This window comes from Paraburkholderia franconis, from assembly GCF_009362735.1.
In the GTDB taxonomy this organism is placed as follows: domain Bacteria; phylum Pseudomonadota; class Gammaproteobacteria; order Burkholderiales; family Burkholderiaceae; genus Paraburkholderia; species Paraburkholderia franconis.
In genome coordinates this window covers 1-17,088 of record NZ_WHNP01000046.1, presented here as the reverse complement: position 1 = coordinate 17,088, position 17,088 = coordinate 1, and the positions used below count along the sequence as shown (strand labels likewise).

Here is a 17,088-nt window from a genome sequence, read left to right as displayed (position 1 = left end):
CTTGTGCGATTGCTTGTGCAATCGCTTTTGCCCCTCGTCGACACGAATTCTAGGTTTGGCCATCGAGCGCGAGTAGCGCCGCGGATGCGTTCACCGTGTTGTCCGGACGGCAACAATCGACGACAACAGAACTGCCGTGACACGCAGCAGGCCGAGTCGTTTTGCGCGACATGCCTCGCCACGCGACGTTGGAGCGCGCACTGCATTTGGGCCGAAGCGCATGGCTCGCGCACCAGCGAGGCCTTGCCGCACCATCCGACGACATCGGCACCAGCGTGGCAGGCGGTCTGACCGGTTCGCTGTACGCCTTGCTCCGCAAGCCGTCCCAGGGTTGTTACCGATCACTGGCATGGATCTCGCGTTGAACCCCGTGCGCTGACGCGGAATCGCTGCCTCTGGACTCGTTGAAACAAGCCATCCGGCTGCGATACATCGCAGCCGGATGAAAGCGCTCGTCCATTCACTTTTCACCACATCGCACTGAGCACACACATGACCACACGCACACAGACCCTGCATGACAACGCGACGGCCGGCACAGTCGGCATCGCGACGCATAGCCGCTGGCTGCAGCTCGGCCTCGGTCTCATTTGCATGATGACGATATCGAGCCCGCAGTATGTCTGGACGCTGTTGACGAAGCCGCTTTCCGCGAAGCTCGGCGTGCAGCTGCCCGAATTGCAGGTGACCTTCTCGCTGCTCATCATCCTGCAGACCTTCTTCTCGCCGTTTCAGGGCAAGCTGATCGACCGCTTCGGTCCGCGTCTGCTGATCTCACTCGGCACGGTGATGTCGGGGCTCAGCTGGGTGCTCGCGTCGCAGGCGACGAGCACGTCGATGCTTTATTTCACGTACGGTGTCGTCGGCGGATTGGGAACAGGCATCGTCTATGTCGGCGTGGTGGGCCTGATGGTGCGCTGGTTTCCCGACAAGCGAGGCTTTGCGGCAGGCGCAGTCGCGGCCGGTTACGGAATGGGCGCGATCGTGACGACGTTTCCGGTCTCGTCGTCGCTTGCGGCGCGCGGGATCGACGCGACGCTGTGGATCTACGGCATCGCGTTCGCGGCAGTCGGCCTGGTTGCGTCGCAGGGACTGCGTACGCCGCGCGATGCGTCGTCTGCCATTGCCGCGTCGTCGGCGCACGTGAATGGGCCGGATCTGCGTCCTTCACAGGTTCTCAAGACGCCGCTCTTCTGGCTGATGTTTGCGATGATGACGATGATGTCAACGTCGGGTCTCATGGTTACGTCGCAAATGGCGACCTTCGCCGCGGACTTCGGCGTGACCAAAGTGCTCGTGTTCGGCATGGCCGCATTGCCGCTCGCGTTGACCATCGACCGCTTCACCAACGGACTCACAAGGCCGCTTTTCGGCTGGGTGTCGGATCGGCTCGGCCGCGAGAATACGATGTTCGTTGCGTTCGCACTCGAAGGCATCGCGATGGCCTTGTGGCTGCTCACGCGCGAGAACGCTGTGCTTTTCGTGCTGCTGTCGGGCGTCGTGTTCTTCGGTTGGGGCGAAATCTTCTCGCTGTTCCCGTCAACGTTGACCGATACCTTCGGCACGCGCCACGCCACCGAAAACTACGGCTGGCTGTACATCTCGCAAGGCATCGGCTCGATCTTCGGCGGGCCGCTCGCCGCGCTGATGCATCAGAATGCGCAAAGCTGGGTGCCCGTGTTCGGCACGGCGATCGCATTCGACATTTGCACCGCGCTTCTCGCGATCGTCGTGCTCAAGCCGATGCGCGCGCGGTTCCTCGCATCGCATCGATAAGGCCGGCGCCGTCGGTTGGACGGCACGCCACGCGCTCTGGACACGTTGCGCAAACCCGTTATCGAATTTTGTTGACAGTCCGAACGAAATAAAGTCGTCAATTCGCCTCAGTCCGAATTGAATTTGTGACTTCGCATCGCAAACGCCGGATCGCACACCATATCGTTGATTTGGCGGCCGAATATGTGTCGGTTAAAGCCGAGAGGCCAGCAAAGGTCCTTAGCGCGAATTGCCTCAGGCCGGTTACGACCGGGAACGCAGCTATTGCGATAACAGGGGTTATCGCAACGGCAGCGTTTTCCATGCACGCCTGTGGGCGCTCGGGCGACGCGACAGGCGCTTGTCGACCCTAGGTGCCCTTTGATCGAGCGAGCCGCCTCCGGCTGCTCACAAAACTGGAACGGTCATTCGAAGGCATGCGGGTACATGAACCTCCACACCTGCAGATGTCCGTCCCGACATCGTTCGGTAAATCCGGGTCAGGCAACGAACTGCAGGGGGGCGGCGCGCATGGTGGGTCGCCCGAGCACAAGATCACTAGCCCGCTCGGCCAGCATGATGGTCGCAGCATTGATGTTCGCGCTTGGCACAGACGGCATGACTGATGCATCGATGACACGCAGTCGCTCTACCCCTCTGACCTTGAGATCTGGACCTACGACTGCGGACGAATCGTGCTTCGCGCCCATCTTGCAGGTTCCACAGGGATGATAGGCGCTTGACGCGTCGCGCCTGATGAACTCGTCGACGGCCGCGATCGCGCTTACATCGACGCCTGGCATGTCTTCACGGTAATGAAAGCGGCGGAAGGCAGGTTGTCGTGAAAACAGCAAACCGAGCCGTACCGACTCGCGCATCACGCGCCAGTCTTCCTCGGTGTCCATGTAGTTCGGATCGATCGAAAGCGGGTCTTCGGCGTGCATCGACTTCAGTCGGACACGCCCACGACTGGTCGGACGCATCGGACCTACGCCGATGCGATATCCATTTGTTTGCCGCGTGGGTATCCAGTCCTTGTTGAAGAACACCGGGAAGAAGTGAAACTGGATATCCGGATGAGGAATGTGGGGGGCGCTCTTTAGAAAGGCGCCGACATGGCACTGGTTGACGGACGCCACGCCCGACTTGAAACCGAACCACTGCACGCCCGCCCACAGCATTCTGTGAAGCTGTAGCTCCCGGTTGAGCGAGACAGGTTCCCTGGTTTCGATCTGGATGTGACATTCAAGATGGTCCTGCAGATTTTCTCCAACTCCGGGCAGCTCCACTCTCGGGAGAATGCCTTTTTCCTTGAGATGATCGACCGGCCCGATTCCTGACAACATCAGCAGTTGCGGGGAGCCGAAGACACCCGCGCAAAGCAGAGTCTCCTTACGTGCAGTGACATTCACGACAGAGTCGCCATGCACCACCTTGAACCCGGTCGCCCTGTTGCCGATGAGGTTGATCTGATTGATCGTGCTCTGCGTCCAGATCGTCAGATTACCGTCGTCCTGACGCGAGTGAAGGTAGCCGTACGAGGCGCTGTTGCGAATACCATGATCGACGCTCATCTCGAAGCGCGACACACCTTCCTGCCGGGATCCGTTGACGTCGTCGGTGAGCGGAAAGCCAGCTTCGACACCCGCGTCGAGAAAGGCCTGGTTGAGCGGACAGAGATGCTCCTGACGCTGGGCATGAATGAACCCGTCGGTACCACGATAAGCGCTGACGACGTCACTCCGCTCGATCTTCCGGAAGTACGGCAGGCAATCCGTCCAGCCCCAGTCCGTTGCTCCTTCCTGCTCCCAGCGCTCATAGTCGAGCGGATGTCCGCGAAGCCATGTCATGCCGTTGATGGAGGATGAGCCGCCGAGAACGCGACCGCGCGGCTGCTGGATGCGGCGGTTGTTCAGGTTCCGCTGCGGCGCGGTCTCGAACCAGTAGTTGTATCGCGAGTTCGGCTTGAAAATCGATCTGAGGCCGGCAGGCATACGGATCACCCACGAATTGTCACGTGGACCCGCTTCGATCAGCAGTACCTTATTACCAGCATCAGCGAGCCGGCGCGCGAGCACGCAGCCGGCCGAACCCGCTCCGCCGATTACATAGTCGAACTCCACAGCCTCGCTCATGATCACGCCTCTTTCGCTGGACCGCGATCGTCGTGATAGGTGTAACGCGTTTCGATGGGCGCGAAGATCTCCCACACCGCCTCCGCACCGTCGCCGATCGAGACGAAGTCCCCGGCTTCGATGTCGAGTTGCACGCCATGTGCGAAGGTCAGCCGTGCCCGGCCATTAACGACGTAAAACGTCGCGCCCGGTACATAGCGATGCTGGAACGTGTTGCTGTCGCAATGCCACGTGTCCCAGCTGGCGGTCGTCTGTTCGATGTCGTCCGGCGCTCGTTGCCTGGAAATGGATGGAGTCGTGATGGAAGCGTTCATGTCGGTATAAAGAGTGAAAGCTGGGGTTGACGCAAACTGAGGAGCAAGGCGTCGGGATTCATCGTCGCGTGTTACGCGGGCTTACTTCGTCCACTGTTGAACCAACGGACGGTTCGCATCGATCCAGGCCTTCGCGCCTTTCTCAGGGTTTGACACACCTTGCTTGATGATTTCCGACATCAGCCCGCCCAACGAGTTGTCATCCATCTTCCATTGCTGCAACCACCGCTCGACGTCGGGATGCTGCTTCTTGAATGCCTGGGTCTCGATTCCATAGATCGAGTCTGTCGAACCGTAGGCCCCTTTCGGGTCCTTCAGATACTTGAGCTTGTATCTGGACCAGATCCAGTGAGGTTTCCAGAGCGTAACGACGATAGGCTCTTTGCGCTGGATCGCTCGTTCAAGCGACAGGACCATCGCAGACTCGGACGATGACTGAACGTCATAGTCGAGTTGATAGGTCGTCTTCGCCTTCTCCGTCAACTGCATGAGGCTGCTGCCGGAATCGATGCCGACGATCTTCGGGCGGCCACTGGAAGCAAAGAGGCTCTTGTTCGCATTCAACTGGTCGATGCTGTCGACGGCAACATAGTCAGGAACGACGAGGCCCAGATTCGCCTCCTTGAACCACGGCCCAATCTGCACCACTCTGTCTTTGACCTTGTCGAACGCAGGCTTGTCGCCTGCCGGAAGCCAGACTTCGAAGGTCAGGTCGATTTTCCCCTGCGCGACGCTGTTGTAAATAAGCGCCTTGTCTGCGTTCTGTAACTGGACCTTGAAACCTTTCTCGTCGAGAAGGACCTTCCACATGTTTGCGACGGCGATATTCTCCGCCCAGTTGTTCACGCCGATCGTGATCGACTTGTCGTCTGCACGCGCTGTGGCACCGGTTAGCAGAAAGACTACGGGCAGTAGCCACTTGAACAATCCCAGCAACTTGGTCATTTTCTACGCTTCCATTTGAGGGTTGAAACGGTCCAGCACATGCAGCGGCGCCTTGCTTATCGCAGCAAGGTTTCTTCGAACGGAAAAAGTGAGAGCAGGCGCGTTCCCGTCTCCGTCACGAGCAATTGCTGCTCGAGCTTCACGCCTTCCTGTCCAGCGTGCTCGCCGATGTAGCTCTCGACGCACAGCGTCATTCCCGGCTGGATCTCACCGTCGTAGCCAGATGCGGGAAAGTCCGCGTGATGGTAGAGGTACGGATATTCGCCCGTCATACCGCAGCCGTGTGCCGACAGGTAATAGCGATTAGCGTGGTACTTGTCCGGGATATTCCAGGCCTTGTCGCTGTATTCCCTGAACGTCATGCCTGGGCGAATGATCCCAATGTTGTGATGAACCTGCTCGTGAGCGAGCTTGTAGATCGTGCGTTGGTTCTCGCTCGGCTTATCCGGCCCGGCGTGGAAGGTGCGAGAAAAGTCAGAGTAGTAGCCGTGACAGCCCACGACATCGGTGTCCAGTGCGATCAGCTGGTTCGGTTCGATCACATGACTGGATGTTTCCTGGAACCAGGGGTTGGTACGGCGCCCGGCGCTCAACAAGCGCGTCTCAACGTAGTCTCCGTCTTGAGCAATCACTGATTGATGCAGCACGGACCACAGCTCGTTCTCCGACATGCCGGGCCGAATTGCGTCCCGTAGCTTCCTGACGGCAACTTCTGTCGCCCGCAGTGAAGCGATGACGCACTTCAGTTCCTCGGCCGACTTGATCGCACGCGCCATTTCGATCGGCTCCTGCGCGTCCACCAGACGCACGCCATCTCCCGCCAGCGCAATCGCCGCTCCGGCGTTCACGCGCTCGATACCGACCGTGGGCTTCGGTCCGACGAGTTCAGTCAGCGTGGCCGCCATGTCGGCGGCCCATGCCTTTTCCCGTGCCACGATGGCCGGGCCCGCGGCGACGAAACTGGCGGTTGACGATGGACGGACCTCGTCGATGGTCTCAAGGCCGTTGGCCAGGTGCTCGCAACCCGTGAACTCGAACAGGATCGTCCGGCTTTCGGTGACGATGAGGTAGCGCGAAGGCGTGTTACGGGCGCAAAAAATCTGCATGTTGCGCGCGCCCGTGGCGTACCGGATGTTCACCGGGTCGCTGATGATCAGGGCCGCGATATCGCGCTTTCGCATTTCGGCCCGGACTCTGCCAAGGCGATACGTTCGCACCGACACGAGGTCGATGTCGGAGCCGTGCGAGGAGCGATCGAGCGACTGAAGATCGGAAAGATCGAGGCGCTCGCGATGCCAGTTAAGCGTAGTCATAAGAACGTCCGGATGGGGAAAATACCAACCTCTAGTTATGAAGCCGATGGCTGCAGCTCGCGTTCGGAATCATCGAATACGCCGCATGAAAACGACTTTACGGGTTGCCAATTTCCCTGTACACAGATGAAATCTCATATCAGTTGATAACTCCGCGTTATGAAGAGTCTGCGCCATCGCCTTCCGCCGCTGACGAGCCTGATGTTTTTCGAGGCAGCGGCCCGGACGTTGAATTTCACGCGGGCTGCCGAAGAGCTTCACGTTTCACAGGCAGCAGTCAGCAAGCAGATCCGCCAGCTTGAGGAAGGACTTGGGTTTGCACTCTTCGAACGGGTCGGTCGACGGGTACAACTGTCGTCGCGCGGAACGCAGCTTCATAACAAAGTCAGCGCGGCGTTCAATTACCTCGCTGATGCCGTGGACGAGATCAGCGACAAGCGGAACGCGAGTATGGTGACGGTGGCCGCAAACACGGCGATCTCGCATTTCTGGCTGAGTGAGGTGATGAGGGACTTCCGCGCCCGTAATCCGAGCTTCGCGGCGAGTATTCGCACAATCACGTCCGATCAGCCGTCTGATCTGTTTAATGACAGCGTCGACCTTGTCGTGGCGTATGACCCTGGTCAGCGAATCCACTGGACGGCGCAGTTGTTGTTCGAGGAAGAGATATTCCCTGTGGCGAGTCCGGCTTATATCGAAAGTCACCCGCTGGCCAGTGACGGTCCCGAAGCATTGCTATCGCAGGTGCTTCTCGAGTACGAACGCGTCCAGCCCAACTGGATCAACTGGTCAATCTGGTTCAAGTCGCTGGGCATTGACCCGAGCCGCGTGAAGGCGACCGAGTATGGCAACAACTACATCGTGCTCGTGGACGCAGCCACGCGTGGACGGGGTGTGACGTTGGGCACTCGCCATCTTCTTGACGCGGAAATTCGCAGTGGAAGACTGGCGCGCCTGTCCTCATTGAGCGTGCGCTCTGGTCGCGGCTACTTCCTCATGCGCAATGACCAGCGTCCACACAGCATCGACGTCGAGCAGTTGTATAGCTGGATCGCCAGTTACCGAGTGAACTAGGATATTCGCGGACGTTCGCGCCTCCAGCTCATGCGCCTGATACGAGAGGCGTAGTATCGGTGGTCGACAGCACGCGACAAAACAAGGCATGCACAGTCGACCCGGACTCATATTCGCCGTTTGCGCGAAGCAGACGTTCATTCCGCATACAGCGCATGCGTGTGAGCGGCGCCTTTTGGGCCGCTTGCCGCCAAACAGCGAGACTTTCGCTCGCCTATCGGTAACAGGACCGGGTCGCGTCAGCCAGGCATTTCTGATACGCCTCCTGGCAGTCTTGCGTGCATCTTCTCTGTCGCTCCGCCACGTTATCAGGTTCGTTCGTCTGACCGGAAGAAGTGCATTGACATCGCGTCAATGTGGAATTACACGTGCTCGTCTGGACAGAAACGCAGCGCTGATCGACTTCCGCGTAGGCGTTAATAAGGCTCGCACCTATCACAAAAAGTATCGAGCTGTTCAGGATTCGCATGTTCGCTTCCCTCCCGATCGTATAGCATTCGACTGGTCAATCGATGCGGTCAAGATCGATGATCATCTCACTAGCGACAAACAGATCAATCGGAAATCGACGGCGAACTCGGGATGCGGACGGTGACGCTCGTCCCGTGTTCTGTCGATTCAACGCCTATTGTTCCGTGATGCGCCGTGGTAATGCAGCGGCAGATGTAGAGGCCAAGGCCCATGCCCGCCGCAGTCCCCTCCCGATTCGGAAGGCTCGCCCTTGTCATGGGATCAAACAGCGTAGGCAGAGCTCTTTCCGGTATCGGGTTGCCTTCGCTTGAGACAACCATCGTCACCTGTCCATCGTGACCGACAGATTCGAGGGCCACCTCACCTGAACCATAGCGAACGCCGTTCACCGGCAGGTTGACGACCAGTTGCCCGATACGGGTTCCATCCCACGTGCCTCGCAGGTCGCCCGCCAGACGCAGCCGAATGACCGCGTTTGGGTAGGAGGCGCGCACCTTATCCACCGCATCGCTGCAGGTGTGCTTCATATCCTGTGAAGCGAAACTGACCGGCAACACGTCACCCAGTCGGCCGCGTGTGAAAATGAGAAGGTCGTCAATCATCTCTTTCATGCGCATCGAGCCGCGTTGTACGTTCGCCGCGGCTCTCAGGCTGGTTGAAGACAATCCTTCGTCATGCAACAGAAGTTGCGCTGAGTTCAGGATCGCGCCAAGGGGTGAGCGCAGGTCGTGTGCAAGCACGCCGGCAAAAAGATCCCCGATGCGCCTCGTCTGCTGCGCATACCGGCGTACCGCTTCGCAGAGCATCTGATCAATAGCCTCATTGAACCGGATCCATTTCCTGAAAAGCCTCGGCACCGCCGGGCGAAGTCTTCTGCCACGGGCGCAGCACCGTGGCGCGCAGGGCACGGAACTCCGCCGCCACATCGTTGATCCCGAATCCGTGGGCAAGACGCTCTTCCGCGTGCAGATAGGCCACCTGATCGAACCCGGATTGCGAGCTGCCTCGACTACGACGCGACCTGGCTTCCTGCTGCGCCGCACTTTGCATGCCGCGCATGTCGGCCGCAATGCCTGCCAGGATTTGGGCGGCTGAATCACGCAACTGGCTCTCGGAGAGGTGAGCGTCCTCATGGCTGATGCAAGGGCGTATTTGGCCCAGTCGTCTATCAACCCCTGCAAATCGGCTTCAATGAAGTCCGCCGGGATCATTTGACCTCCCGTGGGTACGCGGCTTGCTACTACTGCTTACTTACGTGTCACAATCCCGACGCGGCCAGCTGAAGCGTCACTTTCGGCCCCTGCTGAGAACAATGCATCAACCAACCCGCTTTTAATGCCACCGCACCTCAAGACCGCGCGCTGGACAGTGCGTAACCTCCCCCCCGAGCAACAGCCAGCGTCGGGTTCTGGTCGTGGATGATTATCGCCCCGGTGCCGAAGCCGTCTCCGCCTCACTCGCGGTGGCGGGATACGAGGTGCGATTTGTGCTCGATGGTCTGGCGGCGCTGCAAACTGTCAGCGCGTGGGTGCCCGAGATCGCGTTGCTAGACATAAACATGCCTGGCATGGACGGATACGCGGTTGCGCAACACCTGCGACGGGAATTTCTCACGCAGCACACGATCATTGTAGCTTTTACTGCCCTGGACGAACCCACCGCGCGTCTATCCGGCGTTGCGTCGGGCTTCGATGCGTACTGCCAGAAAGGCGCCGCGCCCGGCCCTCTGTTGTGCCTGCTTGAGACGCTCGCTCATTAGACCGGAATTGTGCTCGACCTTGTAATCCTCGGCCACCGGCGACGTCCCGAGGCGGCCGGCCGTAGTCGACCCGAAGCGGCCGGCCGTAGTCGACCCGAAGCAGCCGGCCAAGGTTAGGCAAGGTGGAGGACAGCTTCCGGGAGACTATGTGACGTCCGGCTTGGGAACGTGACCGCGTTTCATGCTGTCAACTGGTGGTGCAGTTTTTACATCGGCGCTAGCATCATGCGGGCGGGCCGCTGCCCGCGCTTTATGGTCGCCTCTTTCTTGCTCTGCGGGACAACCCTCATTCGATGAGATTCTTCGGCTGGGACGAACTCAGAAGGGCACTGCTTTCCAACTCGTAGCACCGCCGACGTTGTCAGCGCGAACAGAAAGCTTCGCCACACAAAACAACGATTGCGCGTAGTATGAGTTCGTCGCGCCATGCCCGTGCTCGCCTTGGGAGCCGCTTCAATTTTTGACGTGAACGTCCCGTGGAGATCGGTCCGCACATCGTGACGATGTCTGCGTGGCAACGATTGACCGGTTGCCGCTCCCCTCACGAAATCCCGCCGCGATTGCGCGCGACAGAAAGGTACTCATGGCAGATGGCATTCTGCTTGTACAGGAGGACGGGAAGTTCAACCTCTTGCTTAGCTGCACGTGATCACAGATGGCTGGACTCGCTCGCGACTACAACGTAGGCTTTGATGTCGCCGTTCGCATCAAGGACTGATGGGAGAGGTTTGAAGCGCGCAGCCGCGTCTGTCTGCTCCGCGTCGAAAGGCCGTCTGTCATTACCTGTCCGTTGAATCTCATCACGGTCCGTTCGAAAACATTGCAGCTACTGACCCGATAATGAGCTATGGCTGAACTTGATGACCTGATCTCGCAGCATCGCGGCCTGGAGACGGAGATTGCGTTCCGGGAGCGAGAACTGAACACCTGCCGGCTGTTTATCGATGAGAGCGTTGCAACGGGCACGACAAGTTCCCCACAATATGACGCGCTTGCATTCCTGGCGGCGCAATTGCGTCGGTGCAGGATGAGACGTGAACGGCTGCGCCTCGCAATTGCCCGAATCCGCACTAATCCCTTGACCGATAGCGCGTCACGCGCGCCCACAAACTGTCCGACAACATCATCAAACAGCGCCTCGCGAAATCCGACAAAAGATCCAACACAGTTCCAGGCTGGTTGTCCGAACCGCAAGTCATCTCCGCGGTGACCGGCGAGGAGAAACAGGTGCACTTTCAGCCGGCAACTTTCCACGTCGACCTGGCACGCCACGCCGATACCGGACTTGTCGCTCATGCGGGAACGGCGATAACGGTAGCGCGCACGACGTCCATATCACCGTTGTTCTGGCTTGGTTCGACGTGCGCGAGCATGCCATCACATTTCCCACGAATCTGGCAATGAAATGACTCGAAAAACACTGCGACTGGTGTGGAGCCGCCCGCCGGCTGTCTTGCGCATTGTGGGAGGCATGACCTCGCAAAGACTCGTGACAGTTCAAGCAGAAGCCCAGCCTGCGCACGAAACCGAAAAAGTGCGGGCGACTCCGTGCTACCTGGTCTTGCGGGCTGGTCACGAATGCTACGTCCTCGATAGCGATCGCCAACTGATCCGGCGAGGCGCGAGTCCAATGCTGCGGACATTTGCCCGAAGGCGCAGCATTGCCCAATCGCTGGACGGAACAGCGTGGGACGCCTTCTCGCGGATACATGAATTTTCAGGTGAGGAGCGCAGCCAGTTGTGCATGTACTCACTGATCGCTGGACGAGAAACCCAGCATCAGCTTGAGCTGCTCACCAGGCTTTGAAAGCGATATTGGCCGTCCGGCTTATATGCCAACCGAAGCGATGAGGAGAGCTGCCACACCGTACTGTTACAGCGGATTGCGACAAGAGCGTTGTCAGGAGACGTCCTTGCCAAGATACCCATCGATCACGCCCATGCCGTAATACATTCCGACATCGTACGCGGTCGCGGGTTCGAATGGACCGCCGCCGAGTCTGGTCATACCCCCCGTCAGAAACGAGAGTGGGGCGTCTGATGAATTGCAGATGCGACACCAGATATCCGCCATACCATCGGGAGTATTGAACACCTGCACATAGATAACGTAGCCCCGGTACTCCTCGGAGAAATCCGCCACGGTGGTCTCCCGGCTCGACGCTTATTCCGCGCAATCAGATCGTTTGTCCGCAGCAACAGTCAGCTCCATTCGCTCCTGAAGAGCACGACGCGTTGTAGCAGCACGCCTGCCGCCGTCCGTACACGCCCTTTTGCGCTTCCGACAATGCAGCGCAAAGCAACAAGCAATATGGCGCACAGGTGAAACTCGCCATGCATCGATGCACTGGATGAAGCGCATGGCTAACTGAAATTGGGCCAGGCGCTGGAAGTGCTGACGGCAAAAAAGCCCCGGGCCACCCGGGGAGCGAAGCTACAGGGACGCCGTACGCGCCCACCCACACCTTACACCTGGATTCGGGTTGTACTTAGCTCATTTAGTCGTTTAGAACTAGTCGGATGAATCAGATAGTAGTGCGGCGCTCAAGTCGGCATGATCGAGTCGCCGCCTCGGCATCCCGCCGGCGGACACCGACGACCATTACCCGCGCGTGTCGATCCAGTTGCATGCCCAGCGACGGGCGTAACGGACCGCGTCCGCTTCGCTGACAAAATAGTCGAGCGAAAAAAACTCGTACCGATTGGGGGAAACTTGCTCGCCGGCTGCCTCGAGCATCAGATCGGCTGAAAAAAGGCCATCGGACAAGCGATGGGCAGTCGGATGCACGATGTACTCTCCGTACTGCTGACTTCGTGTTTTTTTCATTTTATTTCTCTGTTGTGAGCTGACGTTCGTCACGTTTGAAAAGCGCGTGACGATGCGCTGGCAGCCGCCATCATGGCGTTGCGCGGGATGGAAATGATGCGATTGGCAAATGCCAATGTTTGGGAGGCGACGCTCCGCGAGGAAAAACAGACCGGGGCCGCGCGGCACGGCCCCGCGATATCATGCCTTAAACGGGCGTGATGTTTGCCGCCTGCAGGCCTTTGGGACCGCGCTTCGTCTCGAAGTTGACCTTCTGCCCCTCCGCGAGCGTCTTGAATCCGTCGCCGCGAATCTCGGAGAAGTGTGCGAAGAGGTCATCGCCGCCGTTATCGGGGGTGATGAAGCCAAAGCCTTTTGCGTCGTTAAACCATTTGACGGTACCGGTATCCATGAAAAATCCTTGAGACAAAGAAGGTAAACAGAGGATTGCTCCAGTTCGGAGCAGGAAGCATCAAGGAGGGAGAGGACAACGAATACCGCTATGGGAACGGAACTATTGATGAACAGCAATCGAACTTCTTGAACTTCGTACCCACACTACCACCAGTTTGTCGCAGATGCAAGCCGTCTGTGCAATGACCCGATCCGATCCTGATCGGACACACGATCAGGAAACGATCCATCGCATCGATCAGGCCGGCCCTCGAATGCACGCGTCAGCTGACGTCCGGTGATTGACGACGCGTATCAGTACAACTTCTTTGGCGGAAGCGAGCGTCGGATCTGTTTGCGCAATCGCGCCACCGCGGCCGCCTTCTTCCGCTTGCGTTCGGTGGTTGGCTTCTCATACGCCGTGCGTGCGCGCAGTTCTGCGATCAATCCGGTGTTCTGGATGGAACGGCGAAAACGCCTGAGCGCAACATCGACGGGCTCATTGGGTTTGGGTATAACAGTGGTCAGATCGTTCCTTGAGGTGGATTGAGGAAAAAAGGCCGCATTCGCGTGCGCATCATCCGATGCGATTGGAGGATGATCGGTTACATGTCGGCGACCGACGCACCGTCAACCTTTCCGTCGACGATGTCCTCGCCTTGCTTGCAAGCAGCGCGTCGGGCCATGCCGAAGTCCGAAAACGCGTCTGGCCGTTCCAGCCTGAAGACACGGCACACGCCGCCGGCGCCCGCCGTATCTGGACGGCAAATACGCACCGCAACGTCATAACCTTCGACATAGCGCGAATGCCCGTCGAAGTGACTGAACGTGCGCGCGAAAACAAGGGGATGAAGTTCGAACCCCTTATAAAGAGAAAGCGGATCTGCTGACATGCTCGTTCCTCAACAAGGGGTAGTTCACTATACACGTGAATTCAGGAACGGCCCTGCATTTTGTTTGTGCATCGCTCAAGACGTTCGATTGCTGCCTGTCAATCCGCCGTCGTTGAGCGCGGTAAGACAAATGTTTGCGTCGAATTGACGACGGGAGAATACAGCGATCGACGATCGCGGGCTTCGCCGTTATGCAGCAGCAGTCGGCAGACTCAGCAGACGACGAGTTTCGCGACTTGGTCCATGTACGCGCGCTGATACTCGCGGAAATCGACCTTTATGGTTTGGGCATCGCCACTGCGGAGTCCGGCGGCTTTTTTGAAACCAGGCTCATCTGCGAGGGCATTCTGTCGCAGAAGTCTTCAATGGTCGCGTAGTTGTCCCCGCACGCGCCTTCGCAGCCCCCGTCGTGACCATCGCTTTGTGGGCGAAGTAGCCCGGCCCACCGGACGGGAAACGGTTTAGCTATACATCGGCAGCAGAGCGCGTACCATGGGATTATGTCTACGCTGCTGTGATCTGCCTGACCGCGGCATTTGCCCCCATACGCTCTCCATTTTGGGCTTCCCTCTCTAATGATGCGTGCGTCCCTTGACGCGAAAGCCGTCACCCAGCGTGTCTGAATATCGAATCGACGTGCACATAGCACGGCACGTATCAATACCGGCTGCATGCCGCAGTCACAGGAGTACACAATGACGGCAACTTCCCGCTTGTATCGGGGCCTTGAAATTCATCTGCTCGTTTATCCGCATCGCGCTACCCAAACGGGATTCGGCCATAACTATGACGAAGGCTTCGACGCGTCGGTCCGCATCTGCGAGCCGGACACTGGGGCGAGCCGCCCCCGGAGCCGCGTTTTCCGTGTGCCGGGTACGCGCCCGTTCCCGAACGCCGGCGATGCACGACGGGCGTCTGCCGTCTACGCTGAACTGTTGATCGACGGCGGCGGACCTGAGCGCACCATCTGGGACCGGAAACAGGAAAGGCTTCGACAGTAGCGAAGCAAGCGAACGCGGCGCGCGTCCACAAAACAGGACCATTACCGCGAATACCGGAACGCAATGAACGCAAGAGCGTTCGCGCAGGAGTTTCCATGCGCTTTAATTCGACGACCTTTCGTATCGACCCCACACCCCGACGGGCCGACGGCGAATATATGGCCCACGCGAGGATCAGTTGTCTCGCCGACGGTGAGGAATCCAACGTATATATGAGCGGCGACCTGGCCGCTTTCGACGCGCGTGACGACGCCATCCGGTTCGCGAAGGAATGGGCAGTCGCGTGGCTCGATGCACGATATGGCTGAACGAACGACATTCGGCGCAAAGGTTTGCCGAGGCCATCCGCCGAGATATCTCTGTATCAGCCAGTTCGCCTGACTAACGTTTCGCAGAGGTCCATATGGAAAAGCATGAGTATCGTGGCTATGAAATAGCGATTCAGGTCGAGCGTCTGGCCTCTGGACGCTTCATGGTGGACGCGCGCATTACCGCGAGATCTGAGGAAGAAAAGGCGCACAATTCCAGGACACCTTGGCTCGGCTCGAAGCAACTCCATTCCACGAGTCAGGAGCACGCCGTATCACGCGCATTGAACTCATCCCGGCAAACGATCGACCTCCTCATAGCGAATAGGAGCTAGCCCGACTCATCAGGCTCGCGCTGTGCTCCTGTTCTGCCATTCAGGCGATCGCACCTTGACGAAGCGTCCGCTTGCACGGATTCCCGTCGCACAACAATTGGCTGGGGCAGGTAACTGGCATGAAACAATACTCGCTTGAACGCTATTGCAGTTCCAACGGCGACAAGTGGTGACTGTGCCGCAGCGAGCGCGGCGTGCCAGTCGTTCGTCATGTGCCCAATGCGGCGTCTGCGGTAGCCGTATCCGATCTCTCGGTCGGCGAGTTCCTCTCATCGGACCCCGGGCCGGAGCACGATGTTCTGCTCGAGTTCGTCGATCAGTGATCCCGTCTGTCGAGTCCCCCCGTGTCGCCCGCATCGTTACCGTCCCCTCTTCTCCAGTGCGGCCAACGTGTGATTCGGATGCTGGCCCGAAGCCGTCTGCGGACGTATGATCATCAACGGCTGCTGACGAACGCGAGCGGCTTCTTTTTCGGGCGCGGGGAGCGGCTATTTCTCGTCACAAGCCGCCACGTCCTGATCGACGTGCCGAGCCAGCATATCCCTGACCGGCTGGAGATTGAAACTTCACGTTGACGTCGAGAACCTGGCCGCATGCACATGGCTCACCATTCCTCTATACGCCGCAGACTGCCCGCTTTGGCATCAGGGCTCGGATGATGGCGGCGGGTTCGACGTGGCCGTGATCGAATCGCCAGAGAGGCCTTACCACGGGGAGCGAGCTTTCGTGTATTTGGTCCGGCAGCACCTGCCCGGCCCTTGCCATGGATGCTTTTGGTTATCCATTCGTCAACCATTGACACGGGTGCCAGAGATCTGCACAGCGATGAATCGCTCGGACTCAACAGCGCATCGTATGCGGACATTTTGATGACCTTGACGAGCAGTTAGTCCCCGGTGTTCAAACACGTTCTTCGACAGTCTTGGGGCTTGAGGAACCCGACCTCAGCGTTTTGCTGAGATCACTCGTTGTCGCGCCGTATCCGGAAAATATCAGTATCGCGCGACACAGGAAGCCCGTGTCGCTCGAGGCAGGGTCCCGTGAACACCGAGACATCTGGCTACTGACGATGGTCATGTCAGAACGTGCCTGACGACGGATGTCCTGAAAGCGACCGAAGCTGCCTCATCGATGCCGGTACCTGATTGGAGCTAAAGTCGGAACTGGTGTACGGGGGAGTTGAGGCGGGAGATTGAAGGCGGTGGAGGTTTCAGCTGAGAATCTGATTGTCGAAGTCGGAAACCAGCAAACAACAAACCATCCACCATGAGCAAGTTTACGGAAAAARCAGTTGTCGGTCTATCGGAAGTCGGTCTGGGCCTGGACGAATTGGTGCGACACGGAGCGCGGCAAGTGATTCAGCAGGCAATCGAAGCGGAGCTGTCGGCGCTGCTGGAGCGATTCGAGAACGTCAAGACCTTGCATGGACAACGCGCGGTGGTACGCAACGGCTATCTGCCGGAGCGAGAAGTGTTGACGGCAGCCGGGCCGATTCCAGTGAAGGTCCCCAAGGTTCGCGATCGATCAGGATCCGGTGTGAAGTTCAATTCCTCGATTGTGCCGCCGTATGTGCGGAAGTCGCCGCG

At 58.7% G+C, this 17,088-nt stretch carries 20 protein-coding genes; 9 read left to right on the top strand and 11 right to left on the bottom strand.

The genetic code is table 11. The features are described 5' to 3' along the window. Positions 1-492: 492 nt before the first annotated feature. Positions 493-1,776 (top strand): oxalate/formate MFS antiporter, encoded by a 1,284-nt coding sequence (oxlT, locus tag GCT13_RS33100; RefSeq protein ID WP_152765489.1) that lies wholly within the window; start codon positions 493-495, stop codon positions 1,774-1,776. Between the two features lie 479 nt (positions 1,777-2,255). Here the strand turns inward: oxlT and GCT13_RS33095 are convergent, their stop codons facing one another. The 4 genes from GCT13_RS33095 to GCT13_RS33080 all read right to left on the bottom strand — a co-directional run bounded on the left by GCT13_RS33095 (position 2,256) and on the right by GCT13_RS33080 (position 6,462). Beyond that, positions 2,256-3,890, bottom strand: coding sequence for a choline dehydrogenase (locus GCT13_RS33095; RefSeq protein WP_152765487.1), 1,635 nt, complete (start codon positions 3,888-3,890; stop codon positions 2,256-2,258). A gap of 2 nt (positions 3,891-3,892) precedes the next feature. Beyond that, positions 3,893-4,204 (bottom strand): cupin domain-containing protein, encoded by a 312-nt coding sequence (locus GCT13_RS33090; protein ID WP_152765483.1) that lies wholly within the window; start codon positions 4,202-4,204, stop codon positions 3,893-3,895. An 81-nt stretch (positions 4,205-4,285) separates the two neighbouring features. After that, the gene (locus tag GCT13_RS33085; protein WP_152765480.1) at positions 4,286-5,149 is read right to left on the bottom strand and encodes a glycine betaine ABC transporter substrate-binding protein; all 864 of its coding nucleotides are present in this window, start codon (positions 5,147-5,149) and stop codon (positions 4,286-4,288) included. A gap of 56 nt (positions 5,150-5,205) precedes the next feature. Further along, on the bottom strand, positions 5,206-6,462 hold the full coding sequence (locus GCT13_RS33080) for a M24 family metallopeptidase (protein ID WP_152765476.1): 1,257 nt from the start codon (positions 6,460-6,462) through the stop codon (positions 5,206-5,208). A 159-nt stretch (positions 6,463-6,621) separates the two neighbouring features. Here GCT13_RS33080 and GCT13_RS33075 point away from each other — a divergent pair, with 159 nt between their 5' ends. Continuing rightward, positions 6,622-7,536 (top strand): LysR substrate-binding domain-containing protein, encoded by a 915-nt coding sequence (locus GCT13_RS33075; RefSeq protein ID WP_152765473.1) that lies wholly within the window; start codon positions 6,622-6,624, stop codon positions 7,534-7,536. Between the two features lie 554 nt (positions 7,537-8,090). On the opposite strand, the gene GCT13_RS49720 is transcribed toward GCT13_RS33075, so the two are convergent. Continuing rightward, a complete protein-coding gene (locus GCT13_RS49720) occupies positions 8,091-8,813 on the bottom strand; it encodes a sensor histidine kinase (RefSeq protein WP_227747130.1) in 723 nt (240 codons plus the stop codon). Positions 8,814-8,826: 13 nt separating this feature from the next. Further along, entirely contained in the window at positions 8,827-9,111 is a 285-nt protein-coding gene (locus GCT13_RS49715; protein WP_227747129.1) for a hypothetical protein, read from the bottom strand. Between the two features lie 310 nt (positions 9,112-9,421). Between GCT13_RS49715 and GCT13_RS33065 the strand changes: the two genes are divergently transcribed. Then, on the top strand, positions 9,422-9,766 hold the full coding sequence (locus tag GCT13_RS33065) for a response regulator (protein WP_321574784.1): 345 nt from the start codon (positions 9,422-9,424) through the stop codon (positions 9,764-9,766). Between the two features lie 847 nt (positions 9,767-10,613). Further along, positions 10,614-10,976, top strand: a complete 363-nt coding sequence (locus GCT13_RS33060; protein ID WP_152765467.1) for a hypothetical protein — start codon at positions 10,614-10,616, stop codon at positions 10,974-10,976. A gap of 690 nt (positions 10,977-11,666) precedes the next feature. On the opposite strand, the gene GCT13_RS33050 is transcribed toward GCT13_RS33060, so the two are convergent. The 5 genes from GCT13_RS33050 to GCT13_RS49710 form a co-directional block, all read right to left on the bottom strand. After that, positions 11,667-11,909 carry a hypothetical protein gene (locus GCT13_RS33050; protein WP_152765464.1) on the bottom strand — a complete coding sequence of 81 codons (243 nt, stop codon included), beginning with the start codon at positions 11,907-11,909 and terminating at the stop codon, positions 11,667-11,669. A gap of 459 nt (positions 11,910-12,368) precedes the next feature. After that, on the bottom strand, positions 12,369-12,761 hold the full coding sequence (locus tag GCT13_RS51365) for a hypothetical protein (protein ID WP_407670899.1): 393 nt from the start codon (positions 12,759-12,761) through the stop codon (positions 12,369-12,371). Positions 12,762-12,780: 19 nt separating this feature from the next. Next, positions 12,781-12,984 (bottom strand): cold-shock protein, encoded by a 204-nt coding sequence (locus tag GCT13_RS33040; protein ID WP_152765461.1) that lies wholly within the window; start codon positions 12,982-12,984, stop codon positions 12,781-12,783. A 296-nt stretch (positions 12,985-13,280) separates the two neighbouring features. Further along, positions 13,281-13,493 carry a 30S ribosomal protein S21 gene (rpsU, locus tag GCT13_RS33035; RefSeq protein WP_152765573.1) on the bottom strand — a complete coding sequence of 71 codons (213 nt, stop codon included), beginning with the start codon at positions 13,491-13,493 and terminating at the stop codon, positions 13,281-13,283. A 77-nt stretch (positions 13,494-13,570) separates the two neighbouring features. Further along, positions 13,571-13,858: a hypothetical protein gene (locus tag GCT13_RS49710; RefSeq protein ID WP_152765458.1), complete on the bottom strand. Its 288-nt coding sequence runs from the start codon at positions 13,856-13,858 to the stop codon at positions 13,571-13,573. Between the two features lie 134 nt (positions 13,859-13,992). Between GCT13_RS49710 and GCT13_RS33025 the strand changes: the two genes are divergently transcribed. From GCT13_RS33025 to GCT13_RS33005, 5 genes are all read left to right on the top strand, one after another. Continuing rightward, positions 13,993-14,235: a hypothetical protein gene (locus tag GCT13_RS33025; protein ID WP_152765455.1), complete on the top strand. Its 243-nt coding sequence runs from the start codon at positions 13,993-13,995 to the stop codon at positions 14,233-14,235. 318 nt (positions 14,236-14,553) lie between these two features. Further along, positions 14,554-14,859 (top strand): hypothetical protein, encoded by a 306-nt coding sequence (locus GCT13_RS33020; protein ID WP_152765452.1) that lies wholly within the window; start codon positions 14,554-14,556, stop codon positions 14,857-14,859. Between the two features lie 95 nt (positions 14,860-14,954). Then, positions 14,955-15,167, top strand: coding sequence for a hypothetical protein (locus GCT13_RS33015; RefSeq protein WP_152765447.1), 213 nt, complete (start codon positions 14,955-14,957; stop codon positions 15,165-15,167). 529 nt (positions 15,168-15,696) lie between these two features. Next, on the top strand, positions 15,697-15,825 hold the full coding sequence (locus GCT13_RS50635) for a hypothetical protein (RefSeq protein ID WP_265335316.1): 129 nt from the start codon (positions 15,697-15,699) through the stop codon (positions 15,823-15,825). 943 nt (positions 15,826-16,768) lie between these two features. After that, positions 16,769-17,088 (top strand): transposase (locus tag GCT13_RS33005; RefSeq protein WP_193727817.1); only part of this gene is annotated, 320 nt, incomplete at its 3' end.

Bases quoted from the DNA above. Each gene is read 5' to 3' on its own strand.
- GCT13_RS33080 (WP_152765476.1), bottom strand. From the start codon at position 6,462: ATGACTACGCTTAACTGGCATCGCGAGCGCCTCGATCTTTCCGATCTT.
- GCT13_RS33040 (WP_152765461.1), bottom strand. From the start codon at position 12,984: ATGGATACCGGTACCGTCAAATGGTTTAACGACGCAAAAGGCTTTGGC.
- GCT13_RS33020 (WP_152765452.1), top strand. From the start codon at position 14,554: ATGACGGCAACTTCCCGCTTGTATCGGGGCCTTGAAATTCATCTGCTC.
- GCT13_RS33090 (WP_152765483.1), bottom strand. From the start codon at position 4,204: ATGAACGCTTCCATCACGACTCCATCCATTTCCAGGCAACGAGCGCCG.
- GCT13_RS33075 (WP_152765473.1), top strand. From the start codon at position 6,622: ATGAAGAGTCTGCGCCATCGCCTTCCGCCGCTGACGAGCCTGATGTTT.
- GCT13_RS33060 (WP_152765467.1), top strand. From the start codon at position 10,614: ATGGCTGAACTTGATGACCTGATCTCGCAGCATCGCGGCCTGGAGACG.
- GCT13_RS33085 (WP_152765480.1), bottom strand. From the start codon at position 5,149: ATGACCAAGTTGCTGGGATTGTTCAAGTGGCTACTGCCCGTAGTCTTT.
- GCT13_RS49720 (WP_227747130.1), bottom strand. From the start codon at position 8,813: ATGCTCTGCGAAGCGGTACGCCGGTATGCGCAGCAGACGAGGCGCATC.
- GCT13_RS33015 (WP_152765447.1), top strand. From the start codon at position 14,955: ATGCGCTTTAATTCGACGACCTTTCGTATCGACCCCACACCCCGACGG.
- GCT13_RS33095 (WP_152765487.1), bottom strand. From the start codon at position 3,890: ATGAGCGAGGCTGTGGAGTTCGACTATGTAATCGGCGGAGCGGGTTCG.
- oxlT (WP_152765489.1), top strand. From the start codon at position 493: ATGACCACACGCACACAGACCCTGCATGACAACGCGACGGCCGGCACA.
- GCT13_RS49710 (WP_152765458.1), bottom strand. From the start codon at position 13,858: ATGTCAGCAGATCCGCTTTCTCTTTATAAGGGGTTCGAACTTCATCCC.